Source organism: Hamadaea tsunoensis DSM 44101, assembly GCF_000428945.1.
GTDB lineage: Bacteria > Actinomycetota > Actinomycetes > Mycobacteriales > Micromonosporaceae > Hamadaea > Hamadaea tsunoensis.
Genome location: NZ_AUAX01000028.1, coordinates 35,175 through 59,531 on the forward strand (window position 1 = coordinate 35,175; position 24,357 = coordinate 59,531).

Annotated in this window: 22 protein-coding genes; 10 read left to right on the plus strand and 12 right to left on the minus strand. The window is 70.6% G+C overall.

Going from position 1 to position 24,357, the window contains the following annotated elements; translation table 11 throughout:
* Window positions 1-162 precede the first annotated feature (162 nt).
* From paaK to G401_RS0131860, 4 genes are all read right to left on the minus strand, one after another.
* The gene (gene paaK, locus G401_RS0131845; RefSeq protein ID WP_027345671.1) at window positions 163-1,461 is read right to left on the minus strand and encodes a phenylacetate--CoA ligase PaaK; all 1,299 of its coding nucleotides are present in this window, start codon (window positions 1,459-1,461) and stop codon (window positions 163-165) included.
* Between the two features lie 119 nt (window positions 1,462-1,580).
* Window positions 1,581-2,663 carry a polysaccharide deacetylase family protein gene (locus G401_RS49825; RefSeq protein ID WP_084557846.1) on the minus strand — a complete coding sequence of 361 codons (1,083 nt, stop codon included), beginning with the start codon at window positions 2,661-2,663 and terminating at the stop codon, window positions 1,581-1,583.
* Between the two features lie 846 nt (window positions 2,664-3,509).
* A complete protein-coding gene (locus G401_RS57310) occupies window positions 3,510-6,050 on the minus strand; it encodes a glycoside hydrolase family 5 protein (RefSeq protein WP_211240898.1) in 2,541 nt (846 codons plus the stop codon).
* Between the two features lie 102 nt (window positions 6,051-6,152).
* Window positions 6,153-6,473: a hypothetical protein gene (locus G401_RS0131860; protein ID WP_027345672.1), complete on the minus strand. Its 321-nt coding sequence runs from the start codon at window positions 6,471-6,473 to the stop codon at window positions 6,153-6,155.
* A 71-nt stretch (window positions 6,474-6,544) separates the two neighbouring features.
* On the opposite strand from G401_RS0131860, the gene G401_RS0131865 reads away from it, so the two are divergent.
* Both G401_RS0131865 and G401_RS0131870 read left to right on the plus strand, forming a co-directional pair.
* Window positions 6,545-6,964, plus strand: coding sequence for a hypothetical protein (locus G401_RS0131865; protein WP_157546636.1), 420 nt, complete (start codon window positions 6,545-6,547; stop codon window positions 6,962-6,964).
* Between the two features lie 103 nt (window positions 6,965-7,067).
* On the plus strand, window positions 7,068-7,712 hold the full coding sequence (locus G401_RS0131870) for a LysE family translocator (RefSeq protein ID WP_027345674.1): 645 nt from the start codon (window positions 7,068-7,070) through the stop codon (window positions 7,710-7,712).
* Here the strand turns inward: G401_RS0131870 and G401_RS55195 are convergent.
* Window positions 7,709-8,890 (minus strand): sensor histidine kinase, encoded by a 1,182-nt coding sequence (locus G401_RS55195; RefSeq protein WP_027345675.1) that lies wholly within the window; start codon window positions 8,888-8,890, stop codon window positions 7,709-7,711. The two genes, G401_RS0131870 and G401_RS55195, sit on opposite strands and share 4 nt — an antisense overlap.
* Window positions 8,887-9,531 carry a response regulator transcription factor gene (locus G401_RS0131880; RefSeq protein ID WP_027345676.1) on the minus strand — a complete coding sequence of 215 codons (645 nt, stop codon included), beginning with the start codon at window positions 9,529-9,531 and terminating at the stop codon, window positions 8,887-8,889. Before G401_RS0131880 ends, G401_RS55195 begins: the two co-directional genes overlap by 4 nt.
* A 187-nt stretch (window positions 9,532-9,718) precedes the next feature.
* On the opposite strand from G401_RS0131880, the gene G401_RS0131885 reads away from it, so the two are divergent.
* The 4 genes from G401_RS0131885 (at window position 9,719) to G401_RS0131900 (ending at window position 13,273) form a co-directional block, all read left to right on the plus strand.
* The gene (locus G401_RS0131885; protein ID WP_027345677.1) at window positions 9,719-10,261 is read left to right on the plus strand and encodes a hypothetical protein; all 543 of its coding nucleotides are present in this window, start codon (window positions 9,719-9,721) and stop codon (window positions 10,259-10,261) included.
* The gene (locus G401_RS0131890) at window positions 10,261-11,298 is read left to right on the plus strand and encodes a peptidoglycan-binding domain-containing protein (protein ID WP_027345678.1); all 1,038 of its coding nucleotides are present in this window, start codon (window positions 10,261-10,263) and stop codon (window positions 11,296-11,298) included. Before G401_RS0131885 ends, G401_RS0131890 begins: the two co-directional genes overlap by 1 nt.
* Window positions 11,299-11,420: 122 nt before the next feature.
* Complete coding sequence (locus G401_RS0131895) at window positions 11,421-12,074, plus strand: ABC transporter ATP-binding protein (protein ID WP_027345679.1); 654 nt, start codon at window positions 11,421-11,423, stop codon at window positions 12,072-12,074.
* A complete protein-coding gene (locus G401_RS0131900; protein WP_027345680.1) occupies window positions 12,071-13,273 on the plus strand; it encodes an ABC transporter permease in 1,203 nt (400 codons plus the stop codon). Before G401_RS0131895 ends, G401_RS0131900 begins: the two co-directional genes overlap by 4 nt.
* A gap of 36 nt (window positions 13,274-13,309) precedes the next feature.
* Here G401_RS0131900 and G401_RS0131905 read toward each other — a convergent pair whose 3' ends face one another.
* From G401_RS0131905 to G401_RS53610, 3 genes are all read right to left on the minus strand, one after another.
* On the minus strand, window positions 13,310-14,086 hold the full coding sequence (locus tag G401_RS0131905; RefSeq protein ID WP_034593775.1) for a class I SAM-dependent methyltransferase: 777 nt from the start codon (window positions 14,084-14,086) through the stop codon (window positions 13,310-13,312).
* 350 nt (window positions 14,087-14,436) lie between these two features.
* Complete coding sequence (locus G401_RS0131915) at window positions 14,437-17,664, minus strand: ATP-binding protein (RefSeq protein ID WP_027345682.1); 3,228 nt, start codon at window positions 17,662-17,664, stop codon at window positions 14,437-14,439.
* The gene (locus tag G401_RS53610; protein WP_027345683.1) at window positions 17,661-18,332 is read right to left on the minus strand and encodes a hypothetical protein; all 672 of its coding nucleotides are present in this window, start codon (window positions 18,330-18,332) and stop codon (window positions 17,661-17,663) included. Before G401_RS53610 ends, G401_RS0131915 begins: the two co-directional genes overlap by 4 nt.
* A gap of 539 nt (window positions 18,333-18,871) precedes the next feature.
* Between G401_RS53610 and G401_RS54230 the strand changes: the two genes are divergently transcribed.
* Genes G401_RS54230 through G401_RS0131935 form a run of 3 tightly spaced genes read left to right on the plus strand, consistent with a single transcriptional unit; the run spans window position 18,872 to window position 21,725 of the window.
* Window positions 18,872-19,537, plus strand: coding sequence for an Abi family protein (locus tag G401_RS54230; RefSeq protein ID WP_034593776.1), 666 nt, complete (start codon window positions 18,872-18,874; stop codon window positions 19,535-19,537).
* Between the two features lie 3 nt (window positions 19,538-19,540).
* The gene (locus G401_RS0131930; protein WP_027345684.1) at window positions 19,541-20,815 is read left to right on the plus strand and encodes an AAA family ATPase; all 1,275 of its coding nucleotides are present in this window, start codon (window positions 19,541-19,543) and stop codon (window positions 20,813-20,815) included.
* Window positions 20,805-21,725: a hypothetical protein gene (locus G401_RS0131935; protein ID WP_027345685.1), complete on the plus strand. Its 921-nt coding sequence runs from the start codon at window positions 20,805-20,807 to the stop codon at window positions 21,723-21,725. Before G401_RS0131930 ends, G401_RS0131935 begins: the two co-directional genes overlap by 11 nt.
* A 21-nt stretch (window positions 21,726-21,746) precedes the next feature.
* Here the strand turns inward: G401_RS0131935 and G401_RS0131940 are convergent, their stop codons facing one another.
* The 3 genes from G401_RS0131940 to G401_RS0131950 all read right to left on the minus strand — a co-directional run bounded on the left by G401_RS0131940 (window position 21,747) and on the right by G401_RS0131950 (window position 23,392).
* Entirely contained in the window at window positions 21,747-21,965 is a 219-nt protein-coding gene (locus G401_RS0131940) for a hypothetical protein (RefSeq protein ID WP_027345686.1), read from the minus strand.
* A gap of 4 nt (window positions 21,966-21,969) precedes the next feature.
* The gene (locus G401_RS0131945; protein WP_027345687.1) at window positions 21,970-22,710 is read right to left on the minus strand and encodes a dienelactone hydrolase family protein; all 741 of its coding nucleotides are present in this window, start codon (window positions 22,708-22,710) and stop codon (window positions 21,970-21,972) included.
* A 109-nt stretch (window positions 22,711-22,819) separates the two neighbouring features.
* The gene (locus G401_RS0131950) at window positions 22,820-23,392 is read right to left on the minus strand and encodes a uridine kinase family protein (protein WP_027345688.1); all 573 of its coding nucleotides are present in this window, start codon (window positions 23,390-23,392) and stop codon (window positions 22,820-22,822) included.
* 50 nt (window positions 23,393-23,442) lie between these two features.
* Here G401_RS0131950 and G401_RS0131955 point away from each other — a divergent pair, with 50 nt between their 5' ends.
* Window positions 23,443-24,357, plus strand: a complete 915-nt coding sequence (locus G401_RS0131955) for a sigma-70 family RNA polymerase sigma factor (protein ID WP_034593777.1) — start codon at window positions 23,443-23,445, stop codon at window positions 24,355-24,357.

A 24,357-nucleotide genomic window follows, 5' to 3' on the forward strand; every position in this document is an offset into this window, starting at 1 on the left:
CTCCACGTACCGACAACCGAACCGTCAAGGATCTACCTAGGGCCACCGAGCTCAGAACACCGAGCTCAGAACACCGAGCTCAGAACACCGAGCTCAGAACACCGAACTATATCGTCGCACGATATAACGTACCACGTACGAAGGATCGCACGGGAGACCGGATTATCGGTGGTCGACGACCCGGCGCATCTTGCCCGCCGAACGCTCCACCGAGCCCGCCGGGACGATCTCGACCGCGACGGTGACACCGATCGTGTTCTTGATCCGGTCGGCGAGTTCGCGGCCGGCGTCCGCCGCGGTCTCGGGCGACACTCCGGCCGCCGGTTCTGTGGTCACCGTGAGCGTGTCGAGCGGGCCGTCCTTTCCGCGTACGCATTGGAAATGAGGGGCGAGCGCGGGCTGGCGCAGCAGGAGTTCCTCGATCTGGGTGGGGAAGATGTTGACGCCGCGCAGGATGATCATGTCGTCGGTGCGGCCGGTGATCTTCTCCATGCGGCGCATCGGGCGGGCGGTGCCGGGCAGCAGGCGGGTCAGGTCGCCGGTGCGGTAGCGCAGGACCGGCATGGCCTGCTTGGTGAGGCTGGTGAAGACGAGCTCACCGAACTGTCCATCCGGGACGGTCGCGCCGGACGCGGGGTCGACGATCTCCGGGTAGAAGTGGTCCTCCCAGATGTGCAGGCCGTCCTTGGTCTCCAGGCACTCCTGCGCCACGCCCGGCCCGATGACCTCCGACAGGCCGTAGATGTCGACGGCGTGCAGGGCGAGCCGCTCCTCGAGCGTCCGGCGCAGCTCGTCGGTCCACGGCTCGGCGCCGAACACCCCGACCTTCAGCGACGTGCCCGCCGGGTCGATGCCCTGCCGCTCCATCTCGTCGGCGATGGCCAGCATGTAGGTCGGCGTCGCCGTGATGATGTCGGGCCGGAAGTCGGCGATCAGGCGTACCTGGCGCTCGGTCATGCCGCCGGACACCGGCACCACCGTGCACCCGAGCTCCTCCGCCCCCGCGTGCACGCCCAGGCCGCCCGTGAACAACCCATAGCCGTACGCGTTGTGCAGCAACTGGCCCGGCCGCGCTCCGGCTGCCCGCAGGCTTCGAGCCATCAACTTCGCCCAGGTACGCAGATCGCCCGCGGTGTAGCCGACGACGGTGGACTGTCCCGTGGTACCCGAGGAGGCGTGGATGCGGGCGACCTGCTCCCGGGGAACGGCGAACATGCCGAACGGGTACCCGCGCCGCAGGTCTTCCTTCGTGGTGAACGGCAGCGACCCGAGATCGTCCAGCCCGCCGATGTCCGCCGGGCGTACGCCGATCTCGTCGAACGCCGCCCGGTAGTGGGGGCTGTTCGCGTACGCGTGCCGCACCGTGTCGCGCAGGCGCTCCTCCTGCAGCGCGCGCAGCTCCCCGGCGGACGCGGTCTCGATCGGGTCGAGCGTGATCGGTACAGGCTGGTAATCGGGCATGATCGGCTCCCCCGGATGCGGTCGGACCTCTCGATCATCGCCACATCCGGGACCGTCCGCCAGCGCTACCGTGAAGTCCGGGCCGGCACGAGTCCGCGCCGGCCCGGCGTACACGGAAATCAGCTGCAGGCGACGCCGTTGAGCGCGAAGCCGGTGGGGGCCGCGGTGTTGCCGGTGTGCGTGGCCTGATAGCCGATGCCCACCGAACCGCCGGCGGCGATGGTCGAGTTGTAGCCCGCGTTGGTCGCGGTGACCGCGCCGCTGGACGGGCTGTAGGTGGCGTTCCACCCGGAGGTGATCGTCTGTCCACTGGGGAGAGTGAACGTCAGGCGCCAGTTGGTGACCGCCGAGGTGCTGTTGTTGGTGATGGTGAGGTTGTTCGTCAGGCCGTTGTTCCAGGCGTTGACCGCCGAGGTGACGCGGCAGGCGCCGCCGCCGGTGGGCGGCGGGCTGGACTGGCGGGGCGACGGGGACGCGGCCGGCGAGGACGGCGGCGGCTGGGTACCGTCAGGCGCGACGGCGCGGCCGGTGGCCGGCGAGATCATGCCCGCGCAGAGGTTGCGGCTGGCCAGACCGGCGGCGATCTGCGGGATGGCCGCGACGGTGTTGGCCGGCCAGTCGTGCATGAGGATGATCTGGCCGTTGGTGAGCCGGGCGTTGGCCGCCACGATCGAGGCGACGCTGGCACTGTTCCAGTCCTGCGAGTCGACGTCCCAGATGATCTCGGTGAGGCCGTACTGCGCCTCGACCGACTTCAGCGCGCTGCTGGTCTCACCATAGGGCGGGCGGAACAGCTTCGGCGCGCTGCCGGTGATCTGCTGCAGCGCGGACTGGGTGTTGCCGATCTCGGTGTTCATCTGGGCCGTCGTGAGCCCGGTCATGTGCGGGTGGTCCCAGCTGTGGTTGCCGATCCACATGCCGGCGTTCTTCGTCGCCTGGACCAGCGAGGGATTGGGCTGCGCGTTCTGGCCCTCGTCGAAGAACGTCGCCCGCAGGCCGTTCGAGGTGAGCGCGTTCAGCAGATTCTGGGTGTTGCCCGGGGTGGGGCCGTCGTCGAACGTCAGGCCGACGTACCCGTTGCAGGTGGCAGCCTGCGACGGGGTGGCGGCGAGCGTCAGGGCGGCGACGGTGCCGACGGCGGCCGCGGCCATCGTGGCGGCGATGGCGAGGATCCTGCGGGCCGGGCGAGGTGTGGAAACCATGGCCTCTCCTTGCGTACGGCGGCCGGGTGGAGACCGGCGGCCGCGTGGGAACGGAACGGGAGCGGTCATTGAAACATCGCTATCTTTGTTTCGGCAAGTTCCGGACATCGGAGTCGATGACGTGCGGTGATGTTTAGGCTGTATGCGCACGTTGGAGGAGATACTGACGCTCCGAAACTTCCGGAGCTGCCGGGGCACTCCGGCAGGAGGGGGCGCGCACCGTCGGCCTCCTCCTTCCCATCCAGTAATACGCGTTGCGGCGCCGACCGCATCCGAGGACGCCTCCGGGATCGATCGGCCGACGGCAGCCTCGTCGTTGACCCATCTCGACGCGCCCGGCCCGACTCATCGAGGGCGCGCTCCTTCTCATGATCAGAGCGCTGATCAGCGTCGCTGCCTGCGTGTCTCCCACGCCCGTCCGGAGACCGTGAACAGCCGGTTGATCATGAAGGCGAGCAGCAGTCGAAGTTTCGACAAAGCGGGCAAGGCGCATCCACCCGCATGATCGAGGTGGATTTCTGGTCGTGCCGCGAAGATCGAGGTGGATGCCTGGCTGTCCCGACGACCAGAAAAATGCCTTGATCTTCGGAGCGCGACCGGAAATCCACCTCGATCATGCAATCGGTTGTGTCTTTCCCGGTTTGTCGGCCCCTGGAGGGCGTCGACGGAAGAGCGAGATCTTGACGGATGTGGCGAAACCAACGCTTCCCGGCCGACCGTAGGGGCAGTTTCGCCACATCGATCAAGGTCATGCTGCCAGCGGCCGGCACCTTTCCGTATTCGTCCAGATTGGGTGCGGGCCACGGCTGGCGAAGTCGACGACCAGATCGGCGTGGGCTCGGCGGCCTATCCGGTCGTCACGGAGTACGCCCCCCGCGCGCACCCCGTCACCCACCATCCCCCGTCGACCTGCCGATAGGTGAGCCCCGAGACCCCGGTCGTCGACAGCCGAGGCTGTTGCCCACCACCGGAAGCACCGCCGGAGCCATCGCTGGAGCCGCTGGGGAACCACAGCTCGATCGTGCAGTCCGCTGGAGCATCCTCAGCCGTGGCGGACAGCGTAAACCGTCCGTCCGGTGTGGACGACAGCGACGAGAGCAACCCCGGCAGTGCCCGCGGATACGCTCGCGACAGCGGCTTCGCGAAGCCGGCGGGCGGCGCCGTCGACTCTCCGGTACGGCAGTCGACGCGTACCAGGTTGCCGGAGCCGGTCGCGTCGGCGCCGGTCTCGGGCGAGCCGCAACCCTGCCGCCACACCCAGAAGGCGCCGCCGATGCCGAGGCGATCCTGGGCGGCCGCGAACCTGGTGACCTTGACTCCGTCGACGTCCGGATCGCCGAACCATCCCCACTCCCCTGCCCACAGCCCGGCCCCGTACGCGGCCGCGGCCCGGGCCGACATGGCCAGGTTCCGTTCGATCGAGGCGATGGTCAGGCCGAGGCTCTGGTCCATCGTGATCGACTCGCTGTACGGGTGCGGCGCGAACACGATCTGCCGGTCGGCGGTGAACCCCGGCGGCGGGGTCACGTCGAAGCCGAGACCGGACCACAGCACGCTCGGTTCGAAGAACGCCAGGTGCGCCGGGCCGCCCGCCGTGCGCTCGGCGGCCCGGATCGCGGTGATCGCCGCGTCGTAGTAGCGGCCGAGCAGCAGACCCGAGCTGACCGGCGGGTTCGCCCCGATGCCAGGTTCGTTGAGCAGGTCGTACCCGGCCACCGCCGGCTCCGTCGCGAACGCCGATGCCAGGCGCGCCCAGGTGCGTACGAGTTCGGTCTGGATGCCGTCGCGGTCGGTGTAGAAGTTGCCGAACGCCGTCGCCACGGCCGGGGCCAGGTCGCGGGCCATGAACTGGCAGTACGCCGTACCGTCGGTGATCGTCGCCCAGGCCGGCGCGCCGTCCCAGCCCGTCGTCGGCGACGTGCCGCCGCCGCACCGCTCGTCCGGCTTGGCCAGGGCGTTGCCCCACGCGTCCTCGTGCATGTCGAGCACGGTGTAGATGTCGTGCGCCTTGGCCATGTACACGGCCGACCGAATCTGGTCCACATAGGAATCTTCGAAGACGCCGCGCTGCGGCTCCAGGCGCGACCAGGACACTCCGAGGCGTACGACATTGAAGCCCAGGGCGGCCATCTGCGCGAAGTCGGCGTCGGTCAGCGCCTGCGTCGCGGGCACCGCGGGGTCGCGCAGGTAGTAGTCGATCAGCTGGTTCACGTCCACGCCGCGCAGCAGCACCTGCCGGCCGGTGCCGTCGGCGATCACGGCGGGGTCGTCCGGCGTACGGCCGGGAATCAGGTGCAGCGCCGAGGAGACGACCGCGGGCTTCGGCGGCGCGGGCCGCGTGCCCACCGCCACCACCAGCGGCACCACCACCAGCACCGCGAGCGGCACGGCCACCCACCGCCGGCGCACGCCCGCCGTGGCGGCCGGGCTCCCAGACATGCCCGCAGCCGGACTCACAGCCGGGCTCCCTATCAGGCTCACAGCAGGGCTCACAGCCGCCGCGAGCACCGCGCCGACCAGGCCGACCAGCGCGCCGTAGCCCGTCCCGGTCGCGAGGCAGATCAACGTCGTCGCGATCCACCAACTGTCCGCGGCGCCCGCCGGGATCCGGTCGGGCACCGCCGCGGCCAGCCCGGCGTCGACCACGCCGAGCACGACCCCCGCGCCGACCGCCGCGAGCCACACCGCCACACCCGTCCCGAGCCGCCCGGCGCCGCGCGGCGTCACCCGCCAGACCAGCGCGAAAGCGCCCAGGAACACGAGCATTCCCAGCACCATCAGGAGTACGCCGTGCGCCGCCGACGGAACCGGGACGAACTGGGGGAACGCGTACCCGACGGGCCCGCCCCGCCACCAGCGGGCCGCGGGACCGGCCGCGGCGAGCGCCACCACCACTGCCATGAGCAAGGCCGCCTTGAGCAGGACGGGCGCGGGGCGATCGGTGGGCGTACCCGGGGAACTGCGGGCGGCGAGCTTGACGGCTGCGGCGACGAGCGGCCCCACGAGCAGGTACTTGACCGCCGCGAAGCCGTTCGTGTCGACGGCGAAGCTCAGCGCGGACCCGGTCGGCAGATGTTCGCCCACCAGCGGCGCTGCGGCGGTCAGCGCGGTGGCGGCGGTGGCCGCGGCGCCCGCTCCCACCACGGCGGTCCAGGTACCGAAGAAGATCCTGTTGCCCGACCGGGCAGCCACCCAGACCGGCAGCGCCGTCCCGGCGAGCAGGATCGGCAGGCCGACGACCAGCGGCGCCCACCGGTACGCGCCACCGGCCCCCGCCCACGGCAGGCCGCTGCCGCCGACCGGTGCCAGCAGACCCGAGGGATCCCAGACCGCACCGGCCAGGACCAGCAGGACCAGGGCGAACAAGGCAACGGCGACGGCACGCACCGGCGCGGTGCCATGACTGCGGCGGGGCCCTGCCGGAGCGGGGGACGCTGCCGGAAGGGGGGAGGCTGCCGGGAGGGCGGAGGCTGTCATAGTGAACGCGAATCATACTCGCGATCGCTCTTCTGTCAGCCCCTCCTTTCCGGCGCGGTTGAGCAGCCCCTGGACACGCTGACGTGTCTGCAGGCCGGTCACGGACGCGATGTCCGGCACGGTACGCCCCGCGGCGACCAGATCGGCGAGCGCGCGACCCCGGGCGGACCGGATCTGGTCGACGAGTGCCTCGTACAGGGCCTGGGCATGGGTGAGGTCGAGGTACCGGCGCAGCGGATCGCTCTCGGCCAGGTGATAGCCGCACTGGCTTTGCAGCAGGGCGGCCACGGCGGCCGGATCGACGGCGACGCCTTCGGTGGTCTTGTCAGGCACGGGCGCCCCTTACCCCTCGGCGGCCGATTCCGCACTTGGTACCGTTCGCTCATGACCCGCCGTACACGCTCATGAACAGCCCCACTCCCATGAACAGCGGTACGCCGACGAACAGCAGTACGCCGACGATCAGTGGACCGCCCGGCGGGACCGTCCGGCAAGCCGCCGCGATCGGCTACCTCGTGGCGGTCGCCACCTGCGCGGTTCTCGGGGCATGGCGGGAGAACCCGGCCTTCTACCTCGCGGCGGTCATCCTGGCCCTGCCGACCGGCATCGTCGCCTTCGCCTGCATCTACCTGGGATACGCGATCCTGTCCGGCGTGGGCGGCCTGTTCACCGAGACCTCGCTGCCCGACGGGAGCACGCCGGCCTGGCTGCTCGTCTCCAGCGCCACCCTCAACGTGCTCCTCATCGTCGGCGCGGCCGCCGTCAACCTGCTGCTCCTGCGCTGGTGGCGCCGCGCCCGCCCGCGTACGCGGACCCAGCGGTAGCCGACCAGGGCACCCGGCCATCCGGGTAGATCGCCGGAGATGCGGGCCAGGTCACGCCGATTGGCCTTGGACAGACCGGTCGTCCTCCTGACAGGGTGATTCCATGATCAGTTTCGGCGCGTTGCTCGGGGTGGCCGCGGTCGCCCTCGGCATGGTCCTCACCCCCGGCCCCAACATGATGTACGTCGTCTCGCGCAGTATCGGGCAGGGCCGCCGCGCCGGGCTGATCTCGCTCGGCGGTGTGGCCGTCGGCTTCATCGTCTACATCGTCGCCACCGCGCTGGGCCTGTCCGCGCTGTTCGCCGCCGTGCCGGAGCTGTACCTGGCGGTCAAGATCGCCGGCGCGCTGTACATCGCGTGGCTCGCGTGGAAGGCGCTGCGGCCCGGCGGCCTGTCGGTGTTCACGCCGGTCGAGATGCCCGAGCACTCGCCGCTGCGGCTGTTCGGGATGGGCCTGGTGACGAACCTGCTCAACCCCAAGGCAGCCGTCATGTACGCCTCGATGCTGCCGCAGTTCCTCGACGTCCGTGCCGGCCACGTGTTCTGGCAGAGCATGCAGCTGGGCGGCGTACAGCTGGTGGTGAGTCTGACGGTCAACGCGATCCTGGTGCTGGCGGCCGGGACGATCGCGGTGTTCCTCACGCGCCGTCCGAGCTGGCTGCGCATGCAGCGGTACGTCACGGGCACGATGCTCGGGGCGATCGCGATCAAGCTCGCCACCGACACGAGCCGCCCAGTCCCGGCCTAAGATCCTTCGGATCCGCGCGGGAGGGTGACCGTCACCGACAGGCCGCCCTCCTCGCGGGCGGTCGCGCGTACCGATCCGTTGTGGATGGTGGCGATCGACCGGACCAGGGCCAGGCCGAGGCCGTAGCCGGTGCCGCTGCGCTCATGCAGGCGCCGGAACGGCTCGAACAGGCCGTCGACCGCCTCCGGAGGTACGCGCGGTCCCGTGTTCGCCACCGTCAGCCGCACCGTGTCGTCCACACTGGAGGACGAGATCCAGACCGAGCCGCCGGGATCGTTGTAGCGTACGGCGTTGTCGACCAGGTTGGCGACGAGCCGCTCCAGGAGGACGGGGTCGCCGACGACCGTGGCCGGCTGCAGGGCCGTGGCGAGCCGCCGGTCGCGCGGATCGACCGATTCGACGGCGTTCTCGGCCACCGCGTCGAAGTCCACGACGGCCCGGGTCATCAGGCCGTTCTCGTTGCGGGCCAACGTCAGCAGCGCGTCGATGAGCCGTTCGGCGTGGGCGGCCGCGGCGCGTACCTCGTGGCCCATGTCGATCAGTTCGGCCCGGGTCGGCGCCGTCTTCGCCAGCACCACGTCGACCGACGTCCCCACCACCGCCAGCGGCGTACGCAGTTCGTGCGACGCGTTCGCGATGAACCGCCGCTGGCTGTCGAACGCCGCCTGCAACCTGGTCAGCATGTCGTCGAACGTGTCGGCCAGGTCGCGCAGCTCGTCCCGCGGTCCCGTCAGTGCGACGCGGGCCGACAGGTCGTGGCGGGACGCAGCCCGGGCGGCGGACGCGATGCGGTGCACGGGGCGTACCGCGCGGGTGGCGACGATCCAGCCGATCAGGGCGGCCAGGGCGGTGACCACGACGAGGGTCAGGATCGAGTACTGGAGCAGGCTCGACAGCGTGGTCTCCCGCTGGTCCTGCCGGCCCATGACGACGCCCTCGGTGAACGCGACCTGGCACTTCTGCAGCGTCCGCGGATCGGGGATGTTCTCGCCGAGCGTCGCCCGGCACACCTCGAGGAAGCTGGCCGCGTTGTCCACGTGGATCGAGTCCGCGTCGGCTATCGGCACGGCGGCGACCAGCAGGTACGTAATCACGATGACGATCGAGCCGCAGACCGCGAACAGGCCGGTGTAGAGCAGCATCAGCCGGGCCCGGATCGTCAGCCGGGGGGCGCTCACAGCCGGTACCCCCGACCGACGACGGTCTCGATCAGCGGCGGGTCGCCCAGCTTGCGGCGCAGCCGGGCCATGGTCACCGAGACGATGTTGCTGAACGGGTCCGCGTACGCGTCCCAGACGTGTTCGAGGAGGTCCTCCGCGCTCACCACGGCACCGTCCGCGGCGGCCAGCATCTCCAGAATCCCGAACTCCTTGCGGGTCAGGGCGAGCGCGCGCGTACCCCGGCTGGCCCGGTGGCGGGCCCGGTCGACGGTCAGGTCGGCCACGCGTACCAGCGGAGGGGCGGACGGGGCGCGGCGGCCGAGCGCGCGGATGCGGGCGACCAGCTCGTGGAAGGCGAAGGGTTTGCCCAGGTAGTCGTCGGCGCCGAGCTCCAGGCCGTCGACGCGGTCGTCGACCTCGGCCGCCGCGGTGAGCATCATGATCCGCGGGCCGCGCCCCGCGAGCTCGCGGCACACCTGGTCGCCGTGCACGCCCGGCAGGTCGCGGTCCAGCACGATCACGTCGTACGCGGACTGCCGCGCCGCGGTGAGCGCGGCCGACCCGTCGTAGGCGACGTCGACGGCCAGGCCGGCGTCGCGCAGCCCCTCGGCGATCCGGTCGGCCATCGTCCGGTGGTCCTCGGCCACGAGCACTCGCATGGCGGCCATTGTGCCCCTGCCCGCATGACATCCGTACGACAGCGCAGGACGACAGGGCATGACGACAGGGCATGACGACAGGGCATGACGACAGGGCATGACGACAGGGCATGACGACAGCGCATGACATCCGTACGACAGGGACGGTAGCGCTGGTGTCACCGGATCCGGCGTAGACCTCGAAGCCATGAGACTCATCCGCGCGGCCTTCGCGCTCTCCGCCGCCCTGCTTCTCGTCGCCTGCACCCACACGAGCGGCCCCGGCGTCGCCACGGCCGTCAGCGCGACGGCGCAGCCGACCGCCGACCGTTCCCTGAGCCGCGAGGCCGAGGAGCAGGCGGTCCAGCAGTACGGCCAGTGCATGCGGCAGCACGGCATCACGGTGTCGAACCCGCACGCCGTCCATCCGCCGGAGGGCGGCCGCAACGATCCGGCGGTGCTGAAGTGGCAGGCGGCCCACACCGCCTGCCAGTCCCTGCTGCCCGGCGGCGACCTGGAGCAGGCGCCCAGCCAGCAGGAGATCGAGCAGCTGCGCACGTTCGCCGTCTGCATGCGCGCCCACGACATCCCGATGACCGACCCGCTGCCCGACGGCAACATGCAGATCAACGGCCGGTTCGAGCACGTCACGCGTACGCAGCTGGAAGCCGATCCGGTCTACATCGCGGCGATGGCCGCCTGCAAGGACAAGCTGCCCGACCCGCAGGCGGGCAAGAAGGCGGGGCACTGATGCGGCGAGGTGTGATAGTTCTCGGCTCGGCCGTCCTCACGGCGGGTGCCGTCACCGCCGCGGCGCTGGGACTCGGGGGGCGGGGAAACCCGAACACCGGGCCGTCGGCGGCCGCGCCGGCGACGGAGGCGGTCACGCGTACCACGCTGACGCAGTCGCAGGACGTCAACGGCGTCCTCGGCTACGGTGCGCAGACCACGATCTCCTCCTCGGGCGCCGGCACGCTGACCTGGCTGCCGAAGCCGGGTTCGGCACTGACCCGGGGATCGGTCGTCTACCGCGTGGACGACCTGCCCGTCGTCCTGTTCTTCGGTTCGCTCCCGCTGTACCGGCCGCTGCGCTCCGGCGACACCGGCGAGGACGTACGCGAGCTCGAACGCAATCTCGCCGCGCTGGGCTACCACGGCTTCACGGTCGACGCGACGTTCAACGCGGCCACCGCGACGGCCGTGCGGCGGTTCCAGAAGGACCACGGGTACGCGCAGTCCGGCGTCCTCGACCCCGCGACGATCGTCCTCACGGCGGGCCGGGTCCGGGTGATCTCGACCGCCGCCCGCCCCGGCGACCACACCGGCGGTCCCGTGCTTGCGTACGCGGGGACGACGCGGGTCGTCACGGTGGCGCTGGAGGTCGCCTTGCAGGGACTCGTCCACACGGGACTGCGGGCGGTCGTCACGCTGCCCGACGGATCCACTGTGGATGGAACGGTGGCCGACGTCGGCCGCGTCGCGACGCAGGGGGACGTGCAGCACCCGCCGACCATCGACGTCACGATCACGGTCGCGGACCAGTCGAAGTTCGGCGACCTCGACCAGGCCCCGGTCGTCGTCTCCATCGTCTCCGCCCACGCGGACAACGTGCTCACCATCCCGGTCGTCGCGCTGGTGGCGCTGGCCGAGGGCGGGTACGGCGTACAGGTGGCCGACAACGGCGGCACCCGCTTCACGGCCGTCACGCTGGGCATGTTCGGGCAGGGCCGGGTCGAGGTCACCGGCCCGGGCCTCGCCGAGGGCACCCTCGTGGTGGTGCCGTCATGATCCGTGACGCCGCGATGGCCGGAGATGCCGTGGCCGGTGACGCTGTGGCCGGAGATGCTGTGACCGGTGATGCTGTGACCGGAGATGCTGTGACCGGTGACGCTGTGGCCGCCGGTGCCGTCATGGTCGCGTTGGACGGGGTGGGCAAGTCCTACCCGGGCGGCATCGACGCGCTGCGCGACGTGACCCTCACCATCCACAGCGGCGAGGCCGTCGCCGTGGTCGGCCCGTCCGGCTCGGGCAAGTCGACGATGCTGCACATCATCGGCGCGCTGGACCGGCCCGGCACCGGCACGGTCGAGATCGCCGGGCAGCGCCTCGCCGGCCTGTCCGACCGGCGCCTGTCGGCGCTGCGCGGGCGCGCCATCGGCTTCGTCTTCCAGCAGTTCCACCTCGCCGCCGGGGTCGACGCCGTCGACAACGTCGCCGACGGGCTGCTCTACGCCGGCGTACGCCTGAAGGAACGGCGGCGGCGTGCCACCTCGGCTCTGGAGCGGGTGGGCCTCGGCCACCGGCTGGGGCATCGCCCGCACGAGTTGTCCGGCGGCGAACGCCAGCGGGTCGCCATCGCCCGGGCCGTCGTCGGCGACCCGCCGCTGCTGCTCGCCGACGAGCCGACCGGCAACCTCGACAGCGCGGCCGGGGCCGCCGTCCTCGACCTGCTCGGCGAGCTGCACGAGGGCGGCACGACCGTCGTCGTCATCACCCACGACCATCTCGTCGCCGACCGCATGCCGCGCCGGATCGAGCTGCGCGACGGCCGGGTGGTCGCATGAGTTCCCTGAGTACGCCCTCCCGCCTCCTCTCCGCCGATGTGCTGCGGGTGGGCACCGCCGGTCTGCGTACGCGGCCGCTGCGGGTGTTCCTGTCGGCGCTCGGGATCGCCATCGGCATCGCCGCGATGGTGTGCGTGGTCGGCGTCGCCGGTTCCAGCCAGGCAGGCCTCGACCGGCAGCTCGCCGCGCTCGGCACCAACCTGCTGCGGGTCGCGCCCGGCCACGACATCCAGGGGCAGGCGGCGTTCCTGCCGCCCGAGGCGATCCCGATGATCGGCCGGATCGGCCCGGTCACCGCTGTCTCCGCCACCGCCGAACTGACCGCCAGCCACGTGTACGCGACCGACAAGGTGCCCGCCGACCAGACCGGCAACCTCCGGGTGCTCGCCGCGGACCTCCGTCTACTGTCGACGGTCCGGGCGGGCGTCGCCCAGGGTGCCTGGCTCAACGAGGCGACCGCGAAGTTCCCCGTCACGGTCCTCGGCGCGACGGCCGCCCAGCGGTTGAACGTCGTGACCGTCTCGTCGCGTACGCAGGTGTGGCTGGGCGGCCGCTGGTTCACCGTCGCGGGAGTCCTGGAGCCGGCCGCGCTCGCCCCGGAACTCGACTACGCCGCGCTCGTCGGCTGGCCGATGGCCCGCACCGGGATGGGATTCGACGGCCACCCGGGAGTCGTGTACGCGCGTACCGAACCGGACGCGGTCCGCGACGTCCAGGCGGTACTGGCCCGGACCGCCAACCCGGCCGCCCCCAGCGAAGTCGAGGTGTCCCGCCCGTCCGAGGCGCTCACCGCTCAGGAGGCGACCGACACGACCCTCGACGCGCTGCTGCTCGGCCTCGGCGGCATCGCCCTGCTCGTCGGCGGCGTCGGCGTGGCCAACACGATGGTCATCTCGGTACTGGAACGGCGCTCCGAGGTCGGCCTGCGCCGGGCCCTCGGCGCCACCCGGGGACACATCCGCCTGCAGTTCCTCGCCGAATCGCTGCTGCTGTCCTGTCTCGGCGGCGTCGGCGGGGCGGTCCTCGGCATCGCCGTCACCACCGCGTACGCGACAAGTCAAGGCTGGCCGATCGCGGTGCCGGTGTGGGCGACGGCGGGCGGGGTGGGGATCACCCTGGTGGTGGGGGTGATCGCGGGAGCGTATCCGGCGTGGCGGGCGGCGCGGCTGTCACCGACGGAGGCGCTCACCGCGCCGTAGTTATCCTTTATGGACGGTGAGCGGGCGGCGGCCCGCTCACCGCACCCCGCGTACCGCCCACGCCCGCGCGGTCAGCTCGAACGCGCCGTCCGGCAGCCGATGCCGCAACTCCTCCCGCAGCGCCTCCCGGTGCGACGCGCTCAGCGTCGCGACATAGGCGGGCGCGGACCCCTGCCCGCCGAGGAACGGCAGCCAGTAGTCGTCGAACGACGCGAACGGCGTCGGAACGTCGACCGGCGCCACCGTCACGCCCAGCAGCCCCGCGTCCTCCCACGCCGCCCGCAGCGCACCGGGCCGGCACAGCGGGAACCGCAGCCCTTCGTCGAGCCCCGCGATCGCCGGGTCGAGCAGCAGCGCGGCATCCCAGAAGTACCGCATCAGCTCCATGCCCTCGGCGTAGTCCCACACGTAGGCGGCCACCACCGCGCCCGGCGCCGCGACCCGCGCGGACTCCGCGATCGCCCGGGCGGTTCCCGGCACGAAGTTCAGGGCCAGCCCGCTCACCACAGCGCCGAACGTCCCGTCCGCGAACGGCAGGTGCCGCGCGTCGGCGACCGCGTACCCGACACCGGGCACCGCGACCCGGGCGCTGCTCAGAAAACCCCGGGACGGGTCGATGCCCGTCACCCGCGCGGGCTCCGCGAGGGCCAGCACGGCGGCGCTCAGCACGCCCGTCCCGCACCCGACGTCCAGCCAGCCCACCTTCGCGGGTACGCCGAGCGACGGCACGAAACGCGCGGCCACCCGACGGCTCCACCGGCCGACATAGGCCTCGTACGCGTCGCCGGCCTCCCACACTTCGCCCACCACCATCACGCGAGGATAAGGGTCTGTCGCGGAATTGCGGTCGAGGCTCGGCGTGGTCCAGGCGGTGATCCGGCCAGGCTTGATCCCCGTCGGGATGCCGGTGTCGTCTCTCGGCGGAGATCAAACGCCGCCGGGCGCCGTCTGGACCCGGCGAGACCGGGCGGAATTCTGTGACAGACCAAGGCCGGGGTGCGCCGGTTGACGGGATGGTGGACCATGGACACATGGTTTGCCTCGCCCGCCCTGTCCGCACCGCGCTGCTCCTGGCGGCGGCGGCCCTGTTCGCCCTCGCCGCGCTCCGCGTCGCGTTCGGCGGGCTCTCGGCCGCGTGACCTGCACGTTCCTGCAACGGCCGGCTAACCCCGCGACCGCGACAGCACCTCCTCGGGCGTGAGCGCGCTGCTCGGATGGTGGCTCAGGCACAGCGGTGCCGTGATCCGCCGGAAAGCATGCGACTCCCCCGACACCGACTCCCCCGACACGTAGAACTCCCCCGTACGCAGCTGCGCGATGTCGATCCGCGCGCTTCCCCGGGCCTGCGCGACTTCCTGGGCGGCGCTGATCTGCACCGGGCTGTTGAGAAAGCCGTAGAAGTGGGTCGCCGCGTTGCCCACGATCCGGTTGTGTATGCCCCGCGGCGCCTGTGTCGCGAAGACCAGCCCCAAACCGTACTTGCGGGCCTGGCTCGCCAGCGCCAGCGTGCTCTCCGTGCAGGCGGTGGTCGCCCCCGACGGCGCCAGCGTCTGCGCCTCGTCCATCACGAACAGCCCGCCGAGTGCCCGGTCGTTGGCGGGATGCTGCTTGATCCAGCCGAACAGTGCCATCTGCAGCTGGTTGACGAAGCTCTGCCGCTGCTCGTCCGTGGGCAGGCCGATCAGGCTGATCAGTGAGACCCGGGCGCGCTTTCCCGGCGGCGGCGTCAGCAGCACCCCCGGATCCAGCGGCTGCCCCGCCCCGCCGAACAGCGGATCGTTGATCATCGCCGCCTTGAGCGTCTGCGCCATCTCGTAGCCCAGATCACTCGCCTTGCCCAGCGACGTCACCCCGTCGGGCAGATCCTCCAGCAGCTCGACGAAGCCGGCGAGCCGCGTACCGCCCCCGCGGGCGAAGGCGGCCAGAGCCTCGCGGAGTACCGCCCGGCCCCGATCCATCTTCGCCGTGTTCCCCCCGACCCGCGCCCGCGGCGCCAGGGCGGCGACCGCGCTGTCCAACGCGAGCCCGAATTCGTCCGCATCATCGACGACCGCCCGGAAATCCGGCAACGGCTGCATACTGAGCGGCCGGCCGGCCTCACGCCGCGGCGTCCAGACCACGACATCGGTCTGTTCCAGGTACGCCGCGGCGCGCCCCCCGTCCCCCGGCCCCCACCCGGCGGGCGCGCTCGGCCACGCGTCACCCAGCCGGGCGAGGTCGTTGTTGGGATCGAGCGCGATCGCGGACACGCCCCGCAGCGCGCACTCCTCGACGATCCGCCGGATGAGAACGGTCTTACCCGAACCGGACCCGGCGAAGATGGCCACGTGCTTGCGAAGGTCACTCAATCGCAGGGTGATGGACTCGCCGCCGTCCCGGGCCGTCCCGAGCGGAATCTCCTCCCCACTGTCGTTCTGTTCGGCATCGGTCTGTTCGGCATCGTTCTGTTCGGCGCGGGCGGTCTGGCCGTCCGGTGCGGCATCGCCGTCCAGCGGGAAAGGCGTCGCCGGACCGCCATCGTCGGGCTGGTCCGCGTCTGTCGCCGCGCCGACCTCGGGAGCGCCGAAGACCTCGGTGAAGATACGCGTACGGCTCGCGGGCCGGCGATCGGCGAGCCAGGCGTCGAGGCCGGGCTCATCCGCGTCGAGCAGCTTGCGCAGTGCCGCGAAGGTACGCAGATCGTCGTCGGCGATCTCCTTGATCATCCCGCCGAGCGACTCGAACTTCTCCCGCTTGTCCTTGCACGTCGGCCCGTTCGGCCAGGAGATGTTGCGGAGCAGCACAGCCCGTCGATGCGGAATACGCGGATCGAGCGCGGCCCGCCGCATGACCCGTTCCAGCCGCGGCAGCAGGGCCGCATGGTGCTGCCGGGCCAGACCGCGGAAATACCAGACACCGTAATCCTCCAGGTTGTCGTCGAAGGACTCGCGCAGCTCGGCGTGCACAGTGGTCCCGCCCGAGGCTTCGACGACGGCAAACCGCTTCTGCTCCTGTTCGTCCTTCTCCCGAATCCAGCCGGTCAGGCCCGCGTGCAGCAGGCCGGGCATCAGCTCGTCCTCCCGCGTCTGCTGCGTGGCACCGTCCACGGAGGCCTGCTTGCGGTACGCCTCGAACTCCTCGTCGAACCGCTCGAACCGCCCCCGTTCCGGCGGAACGGCCGGCCGGTGGTCCACGACCCGAGCGGCCTGGCCGAGGTCGAAGTTGGTGAGTGGGATGACCTCGTCCCGGCGCAGGCAGAGGCGAATGTGGGTGTCGACGTTCTGCAGCAGGGATCGCGGCGTGTAATCGAGCACGTCGTCGAAGGCCACGCGTTCGATCGGCCAGGTCGGATGCGGCGGAGTGAACCCCGCTGCCGCGAATCCCGCCGCGAACCGGGCACCGAGAAGCTCGATCCCGACCTCCGGCGTGGGTATCCGGCTGAGCCGCATCTCCTGCCGGAACCGACCGGCGATGGACGCCGTCGCGTACTCGCAGATGAGCTGCCACGTCGTGGTCAGGCACGAGACGACCAGCACGGTGCGATGCAACTGTTCGCGCGCGGCCATCAGGCCGTGGCCGAACTCTTCGAGCAGCTGGATGGCGTCCGCCGATTCGCCCCTATCGGAGACGGGCACGTGCATGCGGGTGCTGGCCCGTCGCACCTGCGCGAGCGCCAGGTCAATCTGGTCGACTGCCACCACCGTCGGGCCCGTCACCGCCAGCAGGCGTGACAGCTCCGTCACGACGTCCTTGGGCGATTTGGGGAACGACAGCAGATTCCAGCGACCGCGCTCCTCCGTGTCCGCGATCTCCATCGCGGAACGCAGGTAGCCTTCGCCGAGATCCTGCAGGTGGCTGTCCACGGCGCCGAGGAGCACCAGCGCTCGCAGGGTGTACTGGCAGGACGCACCGACAACGCGCTCGACCATCCTGAAGTCGCGGACGAAATCCTCCAGGGCATCCCGCGTCAGCGGCTTCTTGCCCAGGATCTCGGCGCGCTGCTCGCCGTTGAACATCGCGTGATCGCACAGCCCCGCGAGGAGCTTCGTCAGCTGGTCACGATGGCCCACGGTGTCGCGGAACAGCCCGTCCAGGAAGGCCTGCACGAGGCACTCCCAGAAGTTCTGCTGGGGAATGCCCAGCAGGAAGAAGTAGCCGCCTTCGTTCTGCACCTGAGCGCGGACCCAGCTCAGCAGGTGCGTCTTCCCCGCACCGGCCTGGCCTTCGAGGACGATGCCCAACGGAATCGGCAGCGGCCTCGCGCTCATGTCACGAAACGCCGTCATGACACCGTCGGCGGCCTCGCCGTTCATTCCCTCGACGTGGTACGCGGGACTCCGCCAGACGTCCTCCGGCGCCGGGGCCCAGCTCAAACGCAGTTCCTGGAGCGCTCGCCGCTCGTCGTCCTTCATCGATGCCCCACGGAGATGAAGTGCTTATCCTCACCGCCAATGCGGATAGCGGCATCGTGCGCGTCGTCCGACAGCACCTTGCGGTTGGGCTCCGGTTCCAGCTGGATCGCGCGGCTGCGGTCCATCGCCTTGAGCACTCGGTCGAGCTCCGCCCGGTCGACCGAGGCGAGTTCCCGGCGGAGGCGTACGAGGCTGACGAGATCGCCCGACCGCTTGGTCAGCGCCGCGTACGCGCTCAGGATCTGACCTTCCAGGCCCTGCTCCGGTTCACCGACTGAATGGCGTCGGGGCCCGGGAACCGGCGGTTGAGTGATGTCGCCTTGCATGATCTTCTCCACGTCCAGCCCGTACTGCTGCATGACGCTGTTGAGCACGTTCGCGACCGCGTACAGCAGGCGGACGCCGTAGCCGGTGCCGTCCGGCGCCGACGCGGCCAACTCCGCGCCCGCCCGGGCGCGGCCCTTCTCCGTCAGCCGGAAGACCATCGCCCGGCTGATCTTCTCGCCGGTCAGCTCGACGAGACCGGCCTTGATCAGGCCGTCCCGGGTGGACTTCTTGAGGTCCAGGTGGAATCGCTTGATCAGCATGGGATTGGTGACTTCCTGACCGCTCAGCAGCAGGGCGATCAGGGCTTGGCGCGCGGGGGCGGAAAGCTCGGCGGAGGGCATGAATTCTCTCCTGAAGGGGGTCGGCGTCGGGGGCCAATCGGGGGAAGAGTTCGGATGTGACGTTACGTGACTTCGACTCCGGCGGGACTGGCCGTCTGTACGCCGAATCATCACCGACCGTCGGCCGCAATGGCCTTCCGGGCAGCTTTTCGATGTTCCGTCCACGAAGGATCGACTAGGTCGCCGAATAGCGTTGATCTTCCATTCGGCGCACGTATTGATCCTTCGCCGGGGATGACGGCAGGACAACAGAACTCCTTGGAGGGGCCGGCAGCAAAGCCCTCCAGGATACGACTACCGACCCGATAGGCAAAGTGTCAGATCTTGAACAGTGTCCATGATCGACAAAAGATGACCTTCAACGCGTGGTTGACGCGGGGTACGCGGCGGGTGCAGATTGATGACTCCGCACCGTACGCGGCGTGACGGAGGACGGGACGGACCCGGAAAAGATGGAGGCCCCGGGGACATAACCGCAAGGGCCATCGGTCACTCCGGGGCTTTCACGGCCACTCTAACGCACTCCCAGGAAGGTTGCAATGGCGCTCGATGACGGTTGGTACGAGCCCTATTTGGGAAACGAGCGCTTCGCTCGCTTTCTGTCGGCGGCCCACAACGATCGGTCCCGCGCCGTCGCGCTGGTTGATTGGGACAGGGAAATGCGCGGGGAATTGCAGAAGATCCTCGGCGAATGGGAGATAGCGCTACGCAATGCGTACGACGCCGTGATGAGTCGTTGGTGGATCGGTCCGGAGCATTGGCTGCTCGATCCGATGAGCCCTGTGCGGCGGCCTATCATGCACGGCGCCGAGGACGTCAACAAACGATCGCGAGAGGCCATTGTGCGTGCGGTCCGGCGCATGCGCCCGGACGAGCCGATCGGGCAGCTGATCTCGCATCTCAATCTCGACTTCTGGCGGTACCTGTCGGTGAAGGCCCGCGAGAAGAGCCTCTGGGTTCCGGCACTGCATCGCGCCTTTCCCCGGGGGACCGAGCGCTTCGACGTCGACCGGCAGATCGACATGCTGTACCGGTTGCGCAACCGTGTCGCGCACCACGAGCCGATCTTCCACAAACCCATCAAGACCTACGTGACGAGCCTCGTCTTCAGCTGCGAGCGCATCCGGCCCGAACTGGGGTCCGACATCGCGGCCCGGGACTCGATCGCACGCCTCTGGCGCGACCGACCGATCGATCTGCGGTGAACGATGCTGACCGCCTTGTCGTTCGCCCACTATCGCTGCTTCCGCGATCGCCAGAGACTCGACATCCGGCCGGTGACGGTCGTCCTCGGTAAGAACAACTCCGGCAAGAGCGCGTTCACCCGGGCGGCCATCGTGCTGCAGACGGGATTCCCCGCCGGAGGCGCCGAGGCACCTCGTGCGCCGCTGGACCTCGACCGGCTGGGCGGCGAGTCGGTGGCGGCGTTCGCGGACCTGGTGCACGGCCACGACCCGGCCGGTGGGATCCACATCGGACTGGCGTTCTCCGACAACCGGCTCCGGGCGGTCGAGGCCCGTATCGACAACATCGACGCCGAGCGGCGCCAGGTGGTCTCCCAGGTCACGGCGACGCTGGGGCACGGTGTCTGGCAGCTCGCCCGCACGACCGACGACCTCTACGAGCAGATGTGGACGGCGAACGACGGCCGGCGCCGGGTCGTCACCGGTCCGGTCGAGTTCCACGGTCTGCTGCCGAGATACCTGCCCCGCGAGATCCTCCCCCGCGACGACGAATTCGAACTCGCGGCCCACAGCGCCACCGCGTTCGGCCGGATCCGCTATCTGTCCCCGTTCCGGGACACCGTCCGGCGCGAGCATGCCGTACCGACGGGTGAACCCGACGGGGTGGGTGACCGGGGCCAGAACCTCGCCGCCGTCCTGGCCCACGACCAGGTACGCGGAGCCGGCCGCATGCGCCGCCGCGTGAACGAGATGCTGCGCGAGGTGCTGCCCGACTGGACACTCGACGAGGTGCCCGACGGCCGCCAGTTCGCTACCGTGCTGAGGTCGAATTCCGAGCCCGGCCTGGCGATCAACATCGCGGACGCTGGCTCGGGTGTGATGCAGATCCTGCCGATGCTGGTGCAGCAGGCCTGGGACGAACTCGCCGGGCATCGCGATCCGACGCTGTACATCGTGGAGGAACCGGAGCTGCACCTGCACCCGGCCGCCCACGCGCAGCTCGCGGACTTGTACCTCAAGGCCGCGAAGCTCACCGGCAACCGCTTCCTCATCGAGACGCACAGCGAGGCGCTGCTGCTGCGCCTGCGCCGCCGCGTCGCCGAGGAGGCCTGCTCCCCCGACGACGTGGGGATCTACTTCGTCCACCACGACGGCCGCGCCGCGACCGCCCAGCACATCACCGTCGACGCGCTGGGCCAGCTGAGCTCGTGGCCCGAGGGCATCTTCACCGAGGACTTCGAGGAAGTACGCGCGCTCGCCGCGGCCCAGATGCGGAAGGCGGGCCTCAGTGTTGCTTGAACTCGACGAGGAGGTCTTCGCCGACGCCGACGGCCATAACGCCTTTCTCGTCCTCACGCTGCTCAGCTTCACGATCGACGGACGGCACGACTGGTACCCGCCGCCGGCCGTCCTCGACTCGGCGATCCGCTACCTGGAGGAAAACGCGCCGAAATTGCTGCATACGTGGCGGGAACTGCTGCGCAACGCCGCCACGGCCGGGGTCTGGCAGGCGGCACGCCCCCGGCCGCCGGTGACGGTGACCGCCGCGAATCTCGACGCCCTCGCCCACGACCTGGGCAGGCCGGCAGTGGTCGTCGTCGAGAACAGTCGCAACGACGGCAGCTTCCTTCGGGCGCTCTTTCAGGCGTACGCGCCGGAGCTCGCGACCGCGCTCGACCGGCATTGGCTCCGGTTCGGGCATACGGGCGGCGGGGGCGAACAGGTCCACGTCACCGACGAGGCCGCGACGGAGTTCAAGGCGATCTGCCGCGTGATCGTCATCAAGGACAACGATCGCAAGTACCTGGAACCGATCGACCGGTCGGTGCCGGAGGCGTGGCCGCCCGAGCAGCCGCACGTCCACATCTGGCAGCGGCTGGAAGTGGAGAACTACCTGCCCGACGCGGTGTTGCACGCGACCAGCCACCCCGACGCGGAAACGATGATCTACCACCTGCGGATGATGACTCCCGAGCAGCAGCGCTGGATCGACATGAAGCACGGCCTGCCGAAGAGCAAACCGGCCGAGCTGTATCGCGAGGTCGATCCGGAAGCACGTCGCCACTGGCGGACCGGCTTCAAGCACCAGTTCCAGAATCCGCTGGTACCGGTGAGCGTCGTCCTGCGCGTCGAGGACTTCCGGCAGCTGGGCGACGACGTGCACGACGAACTCACCCAGCTGGTCCAGCGGATCAGGAGCGTGGCCTGACCCCGGACGCCGGCGCCCCGGTCAGGCCGCCGAACGCTTGTCCGGAGTGGGCGTGGTAGGGGCGATCTCCGCCTGAATCCGGATCTCCATCCGCTGGCGGTGGGCCGCCGGGTTCCACGCCTCCTCGAGCGGCCCGACGAGCGCGAGCCCCGCGCCGCTCGTCCGCATGCGCTTGGCCACCAGCACACACCCACCGAGAACCGCCGAGAAACCCAGCACCAGAACCAGAATCAGCCCCACGGCGTCAGGGTACCGCGAGGAACTCCGTGATCCGCTCCCACGCTTCGGCCGCGGCCTCCGCGTGGCCCTCGCGCCCGAAGTAGTCCCACTCGATGAAGCCGTGCGGCTGGCCCGGGAAGACGAGGATCTCATGGCGTACGCCGGTGGCGGCCAGATGGCGTCCGAGCGCCTCGTGCACGGCGGACGGGACCTCCTTGTCGGCGCCGCCGAAGATTCCGAGTACCGGCACCTCGATGGCGGCGGAGAAGTCCTCGGGCAGTGCGGCGGAGACGCCCGCCTCCCCGATGTAGGGGCAGATGCCGATCACGCCGGCGAGACCGAGGCCGGCTGTCCCGGCGTGGAGCGCGTTGGCGCCGCCGATGCAGAACCCGGCCGCGTACACAGGACCGTCGCCGAGACCGCGCAGGTACGCGATCGCCGCCGTCACGTCCGCCACCATCAGCTCGCGGTCGAACGTCTCCCGGATGGCCGGGTCGTATTCCTCACCGCGGGCGGCCGGGCCGAGCGTACGCCCGTAGTAGTCGATGACCAGCACGTCCGCCCCGGTACGCGCGAACCGCCGGGCCAGTTCCCGGAAGGGCGACCGCATGCCGCCCACGTCCGGCAGCAGGACGACCCGGGCTCCCGTGGGCGCCTCGGCCCGGGCCAGGTACGCGCCGAACTGCGATCCGTCGGCCGACGTCAACGTGATCGTGGGATCGGTGTCCGGGGTGTGAGCTGCGGTCGCGTCGTCATCGAGGCACATGCCTTGACCGTAGCGTTCAGGTCAACGCGATTTCCGCGGTCGTCCCTGCACCACGCAGCCGTCCCAGCACCACGCGGCAGCCGTCCCCAGCGCCACGCGGCAGCGGTCCTCAGTAGCCGGGCACCACCAGATCGAACGTCTCCTGTGGACGGATGTGCCGGTAGTAGTGCTCCTCGGCGGCGTCCCAGTGCGGCCACCAGTCGTCGTTGCCGTGCCCGCGTTCGTGCAGCCGCCGCAGGCGCTCCTCGGCCGGGGTCTCGACGAAGACGGTGAGGCCGAGCAGGTCCGCGTACTCGGGGCGGGCCGCGTAGACGCCTTCGAAGATCACGATCGGGGTGGCCTTCAGCTCGACCGTCTCGTCGGCCAGGCCGCCCTCGGGCCGCCAGCTGTACGGCTGGTAGGCCGCGGTCCGCCCCTCCTTCAGGGGTTCGAGGACCTCGCGCCGCAGCCGCTGCCAGTCGAAGAACAGGTCGACGCCCTCGGCAGCGTTCCACGCGCGGCGTACGCCGTCCGGCGCCTCGCGGTAGAAGTCGTCGCCCTGCACGAGGGTCACCCCGAGCCGGTCGGCGAGCAGCCGTCCGAGAGTCGACGTCCCCGCCGCGCTGTGCCCGTCCACCGCGACGATCAGCGGGCGGTCGGTACGGGCGGCGAGGTGCTCCAGCACACTGTCAGCGGCGGTCATCGGGACACCTTACGTCCGGCTCCTGGTACCGTTCGATCAGGGGTGATCTTGTGCAGGCGACGGAGGCGTTCGAGGCGCAGCGGCCGCGGTTGCGCGCGGTCGCGTACCGGATGCTCGGCTCGCTCGCCGAGGCGGACGACGCCGTCCAGGAGACATGGCTGCGGCTGCACCGGACGCAGGAGAGCGAGTCCGGCGAGCCGATCGAGAACCTCGGCGGCTGGCTCACCACGGTCACCGCCCGGGTCTGCCTGAACGTCCTGCGCTCGCGAGGCCACCGCCGCGAGGAGCCCTACGATCCCTACAGCTCCGATGTGGACGGTTCCACCCCGCACATCCCCGACCCGATCGTCAGCCCGGACACCGGCCTCGACCCGGAGCACGAGGCGCTGCTCGCCGACTCGGTCGGCCTCGCGCTCCTCGTCGTGCTCGACACGCTCACCCCCGCCGAGCGCGTCGCCTTCGTCCTGCACGACCTCTTCGCCGTCTCCTTCGACGAGATCGCCCCGCTCCTCGACCGCACCCCGGCGACCACGCGGCAACTGGCCAGCCGGGCGCGGCGACGCGTACAGGGACAGGATCCGATGCCCGACCCGGACCTCGCCCGCCAGCGCGCGGTCGTCGACGCCTTCTTCGCCGCGTCCCGCGAAGGCGACCTCGACGGCCTCATCGCCGTCCTCGACCCCGACGTCGTGCTGCGCTCCGACGGCGGCACGTCCCGGCCCCGCCTCAACATCGTCCTGCGCGGTCCGCAGGCAGTCTCCCAGCAGGCGTACGCGTCGGGCCGGCTGTCGGCGTACATGCACCGGGCACTCATCAACGGCACGCCGGGGGCGGTCGTCATCGCCAACGGCAAACCGATGTTCGTCATGGCGTTCACGGTGCGCGGGGGAAGGATCGTCGCGATGGACATCCTCGCCGACGTCGACCGCCTCGAAGCCCTCGACCTCTCCGCCGTGGCGGGATAG

Excerpts from the sequence above, each read along its gene's own strand:
- G401_RS0131885 (WP_027345677.1), top strand. The coding sequence starts at position 9,719 with ATGAGACTCATCCGCGCGGCCTTCGCGCTCTCCGCCGCCCTGCTTCTC.
- G401_RS0131905 (WP_034593775.1), bottom strand. The coding sequence starts at position 14,086 with ATGGTGGTGGGCGAAGTGTGGGAGGCCGGCGACGCGTACGAGGCCTAT.
- G401_RS0131890 (WP_027345678.1), top strand. The coding sequence starts at position 10,261 with ATGCGGCGAGGTGTGATAGTTCTCGGCTCGGCCGTCCTCACGGCGGGT.
- G401_RS0131950 (WP_027345688.1), bottom strand. The coding sequence starts at position 23,392 with ATGACCGCCGCTGACAGTGTGCTGGAGCACCTCGCCGCCCGTACCGAC.
- G401_RS53610 (WP_027345683.1), bottom strand. The coding sequence starts at position 18,332 with ATGCCCTCCGCCGAGCTTTCCGCCCCCGCGCGCCAAGCCCTGATCGCC.
- G401_RS49825 (WP_084557846.1), bottom strand. The coding sequence starts at position 2,663 with ATGGTTTCCACACCTCGCCCGGCCCGCAGGATCCTCGCCATCGCCGCC.
- G401_RS0131895 (WP_027345679.1), top strand. The coding sequence starts at position 11,421 with ATGGTCGCGTTGGACGGGGTGGGCAAGTCCTACCCGGGCGGCATCGAC.
- G401_RS0131880 (WP_027345676.1), bottom strand. The coding sequence starts at position 9,531 with ATGCGAGTGCTCGTGGCCGAGGACCACCGGACGATGGCCGACCGGATC.
- G401_RS54230 (WP_034593776.1), top strand. The coding sequence starts at position 18,872 with ATGGCGCTCGATGACGGTTGGTACGAGCCCTATTTGGGAAACGAGCGC.
- paaK (WP_027345671.1), bottom strand. The coding sequence starts at position 1,461 with ATGCCCGATTACCAGCCTGTACCGATCACGCTCGACCCGATCGAGACC.
- G401_RS0131870 (WP_027345674.1), top strand. The coding sequence starts at position 7,068 with ATGATCAGTTTCGGCGCGTTGCTCGGGGTGGCCGCGGTCGCCCTCGGC.
- G401_RS0131915 (WP_027345682.1), bottom strand. The coding sequence starts at position 17,664 with ATGAAGGACGACGAGCGGCGAGCGCTCCAGGAACTGCGTTTGAGCTGG.
- G401_RS0131865 (WP_157546636.1), top strand. The coding sequence starts at position 6,545 with ATGAACAGCCCCACTCCCATGAACAGCGGTACGCCGACGAACAGCAGT.
- G401_RS0131900 (WP_027345680.1), top strand. The coding sequence starts at position 12,071 with ATGAGTTCCCTGAGTACGCCCTCCCGCCTCCTCTCCGCCGATGTGCTG.
- G401_RS0131930 (WP_027345684.1), top strand. The coding sequence starts at position 19,541 with ATGCTGACCGCCTTGTCGTTCGCCCACTATCGCTGCTTCCGCGATCGC.
- G401_RS0131945 (WP_027345687.1), bottom strand. The coding sequence starts at position 22,710 with ATGTGCCTCGATGACGACGCGACCGCAGCTCACACCCCGGACACCGAT.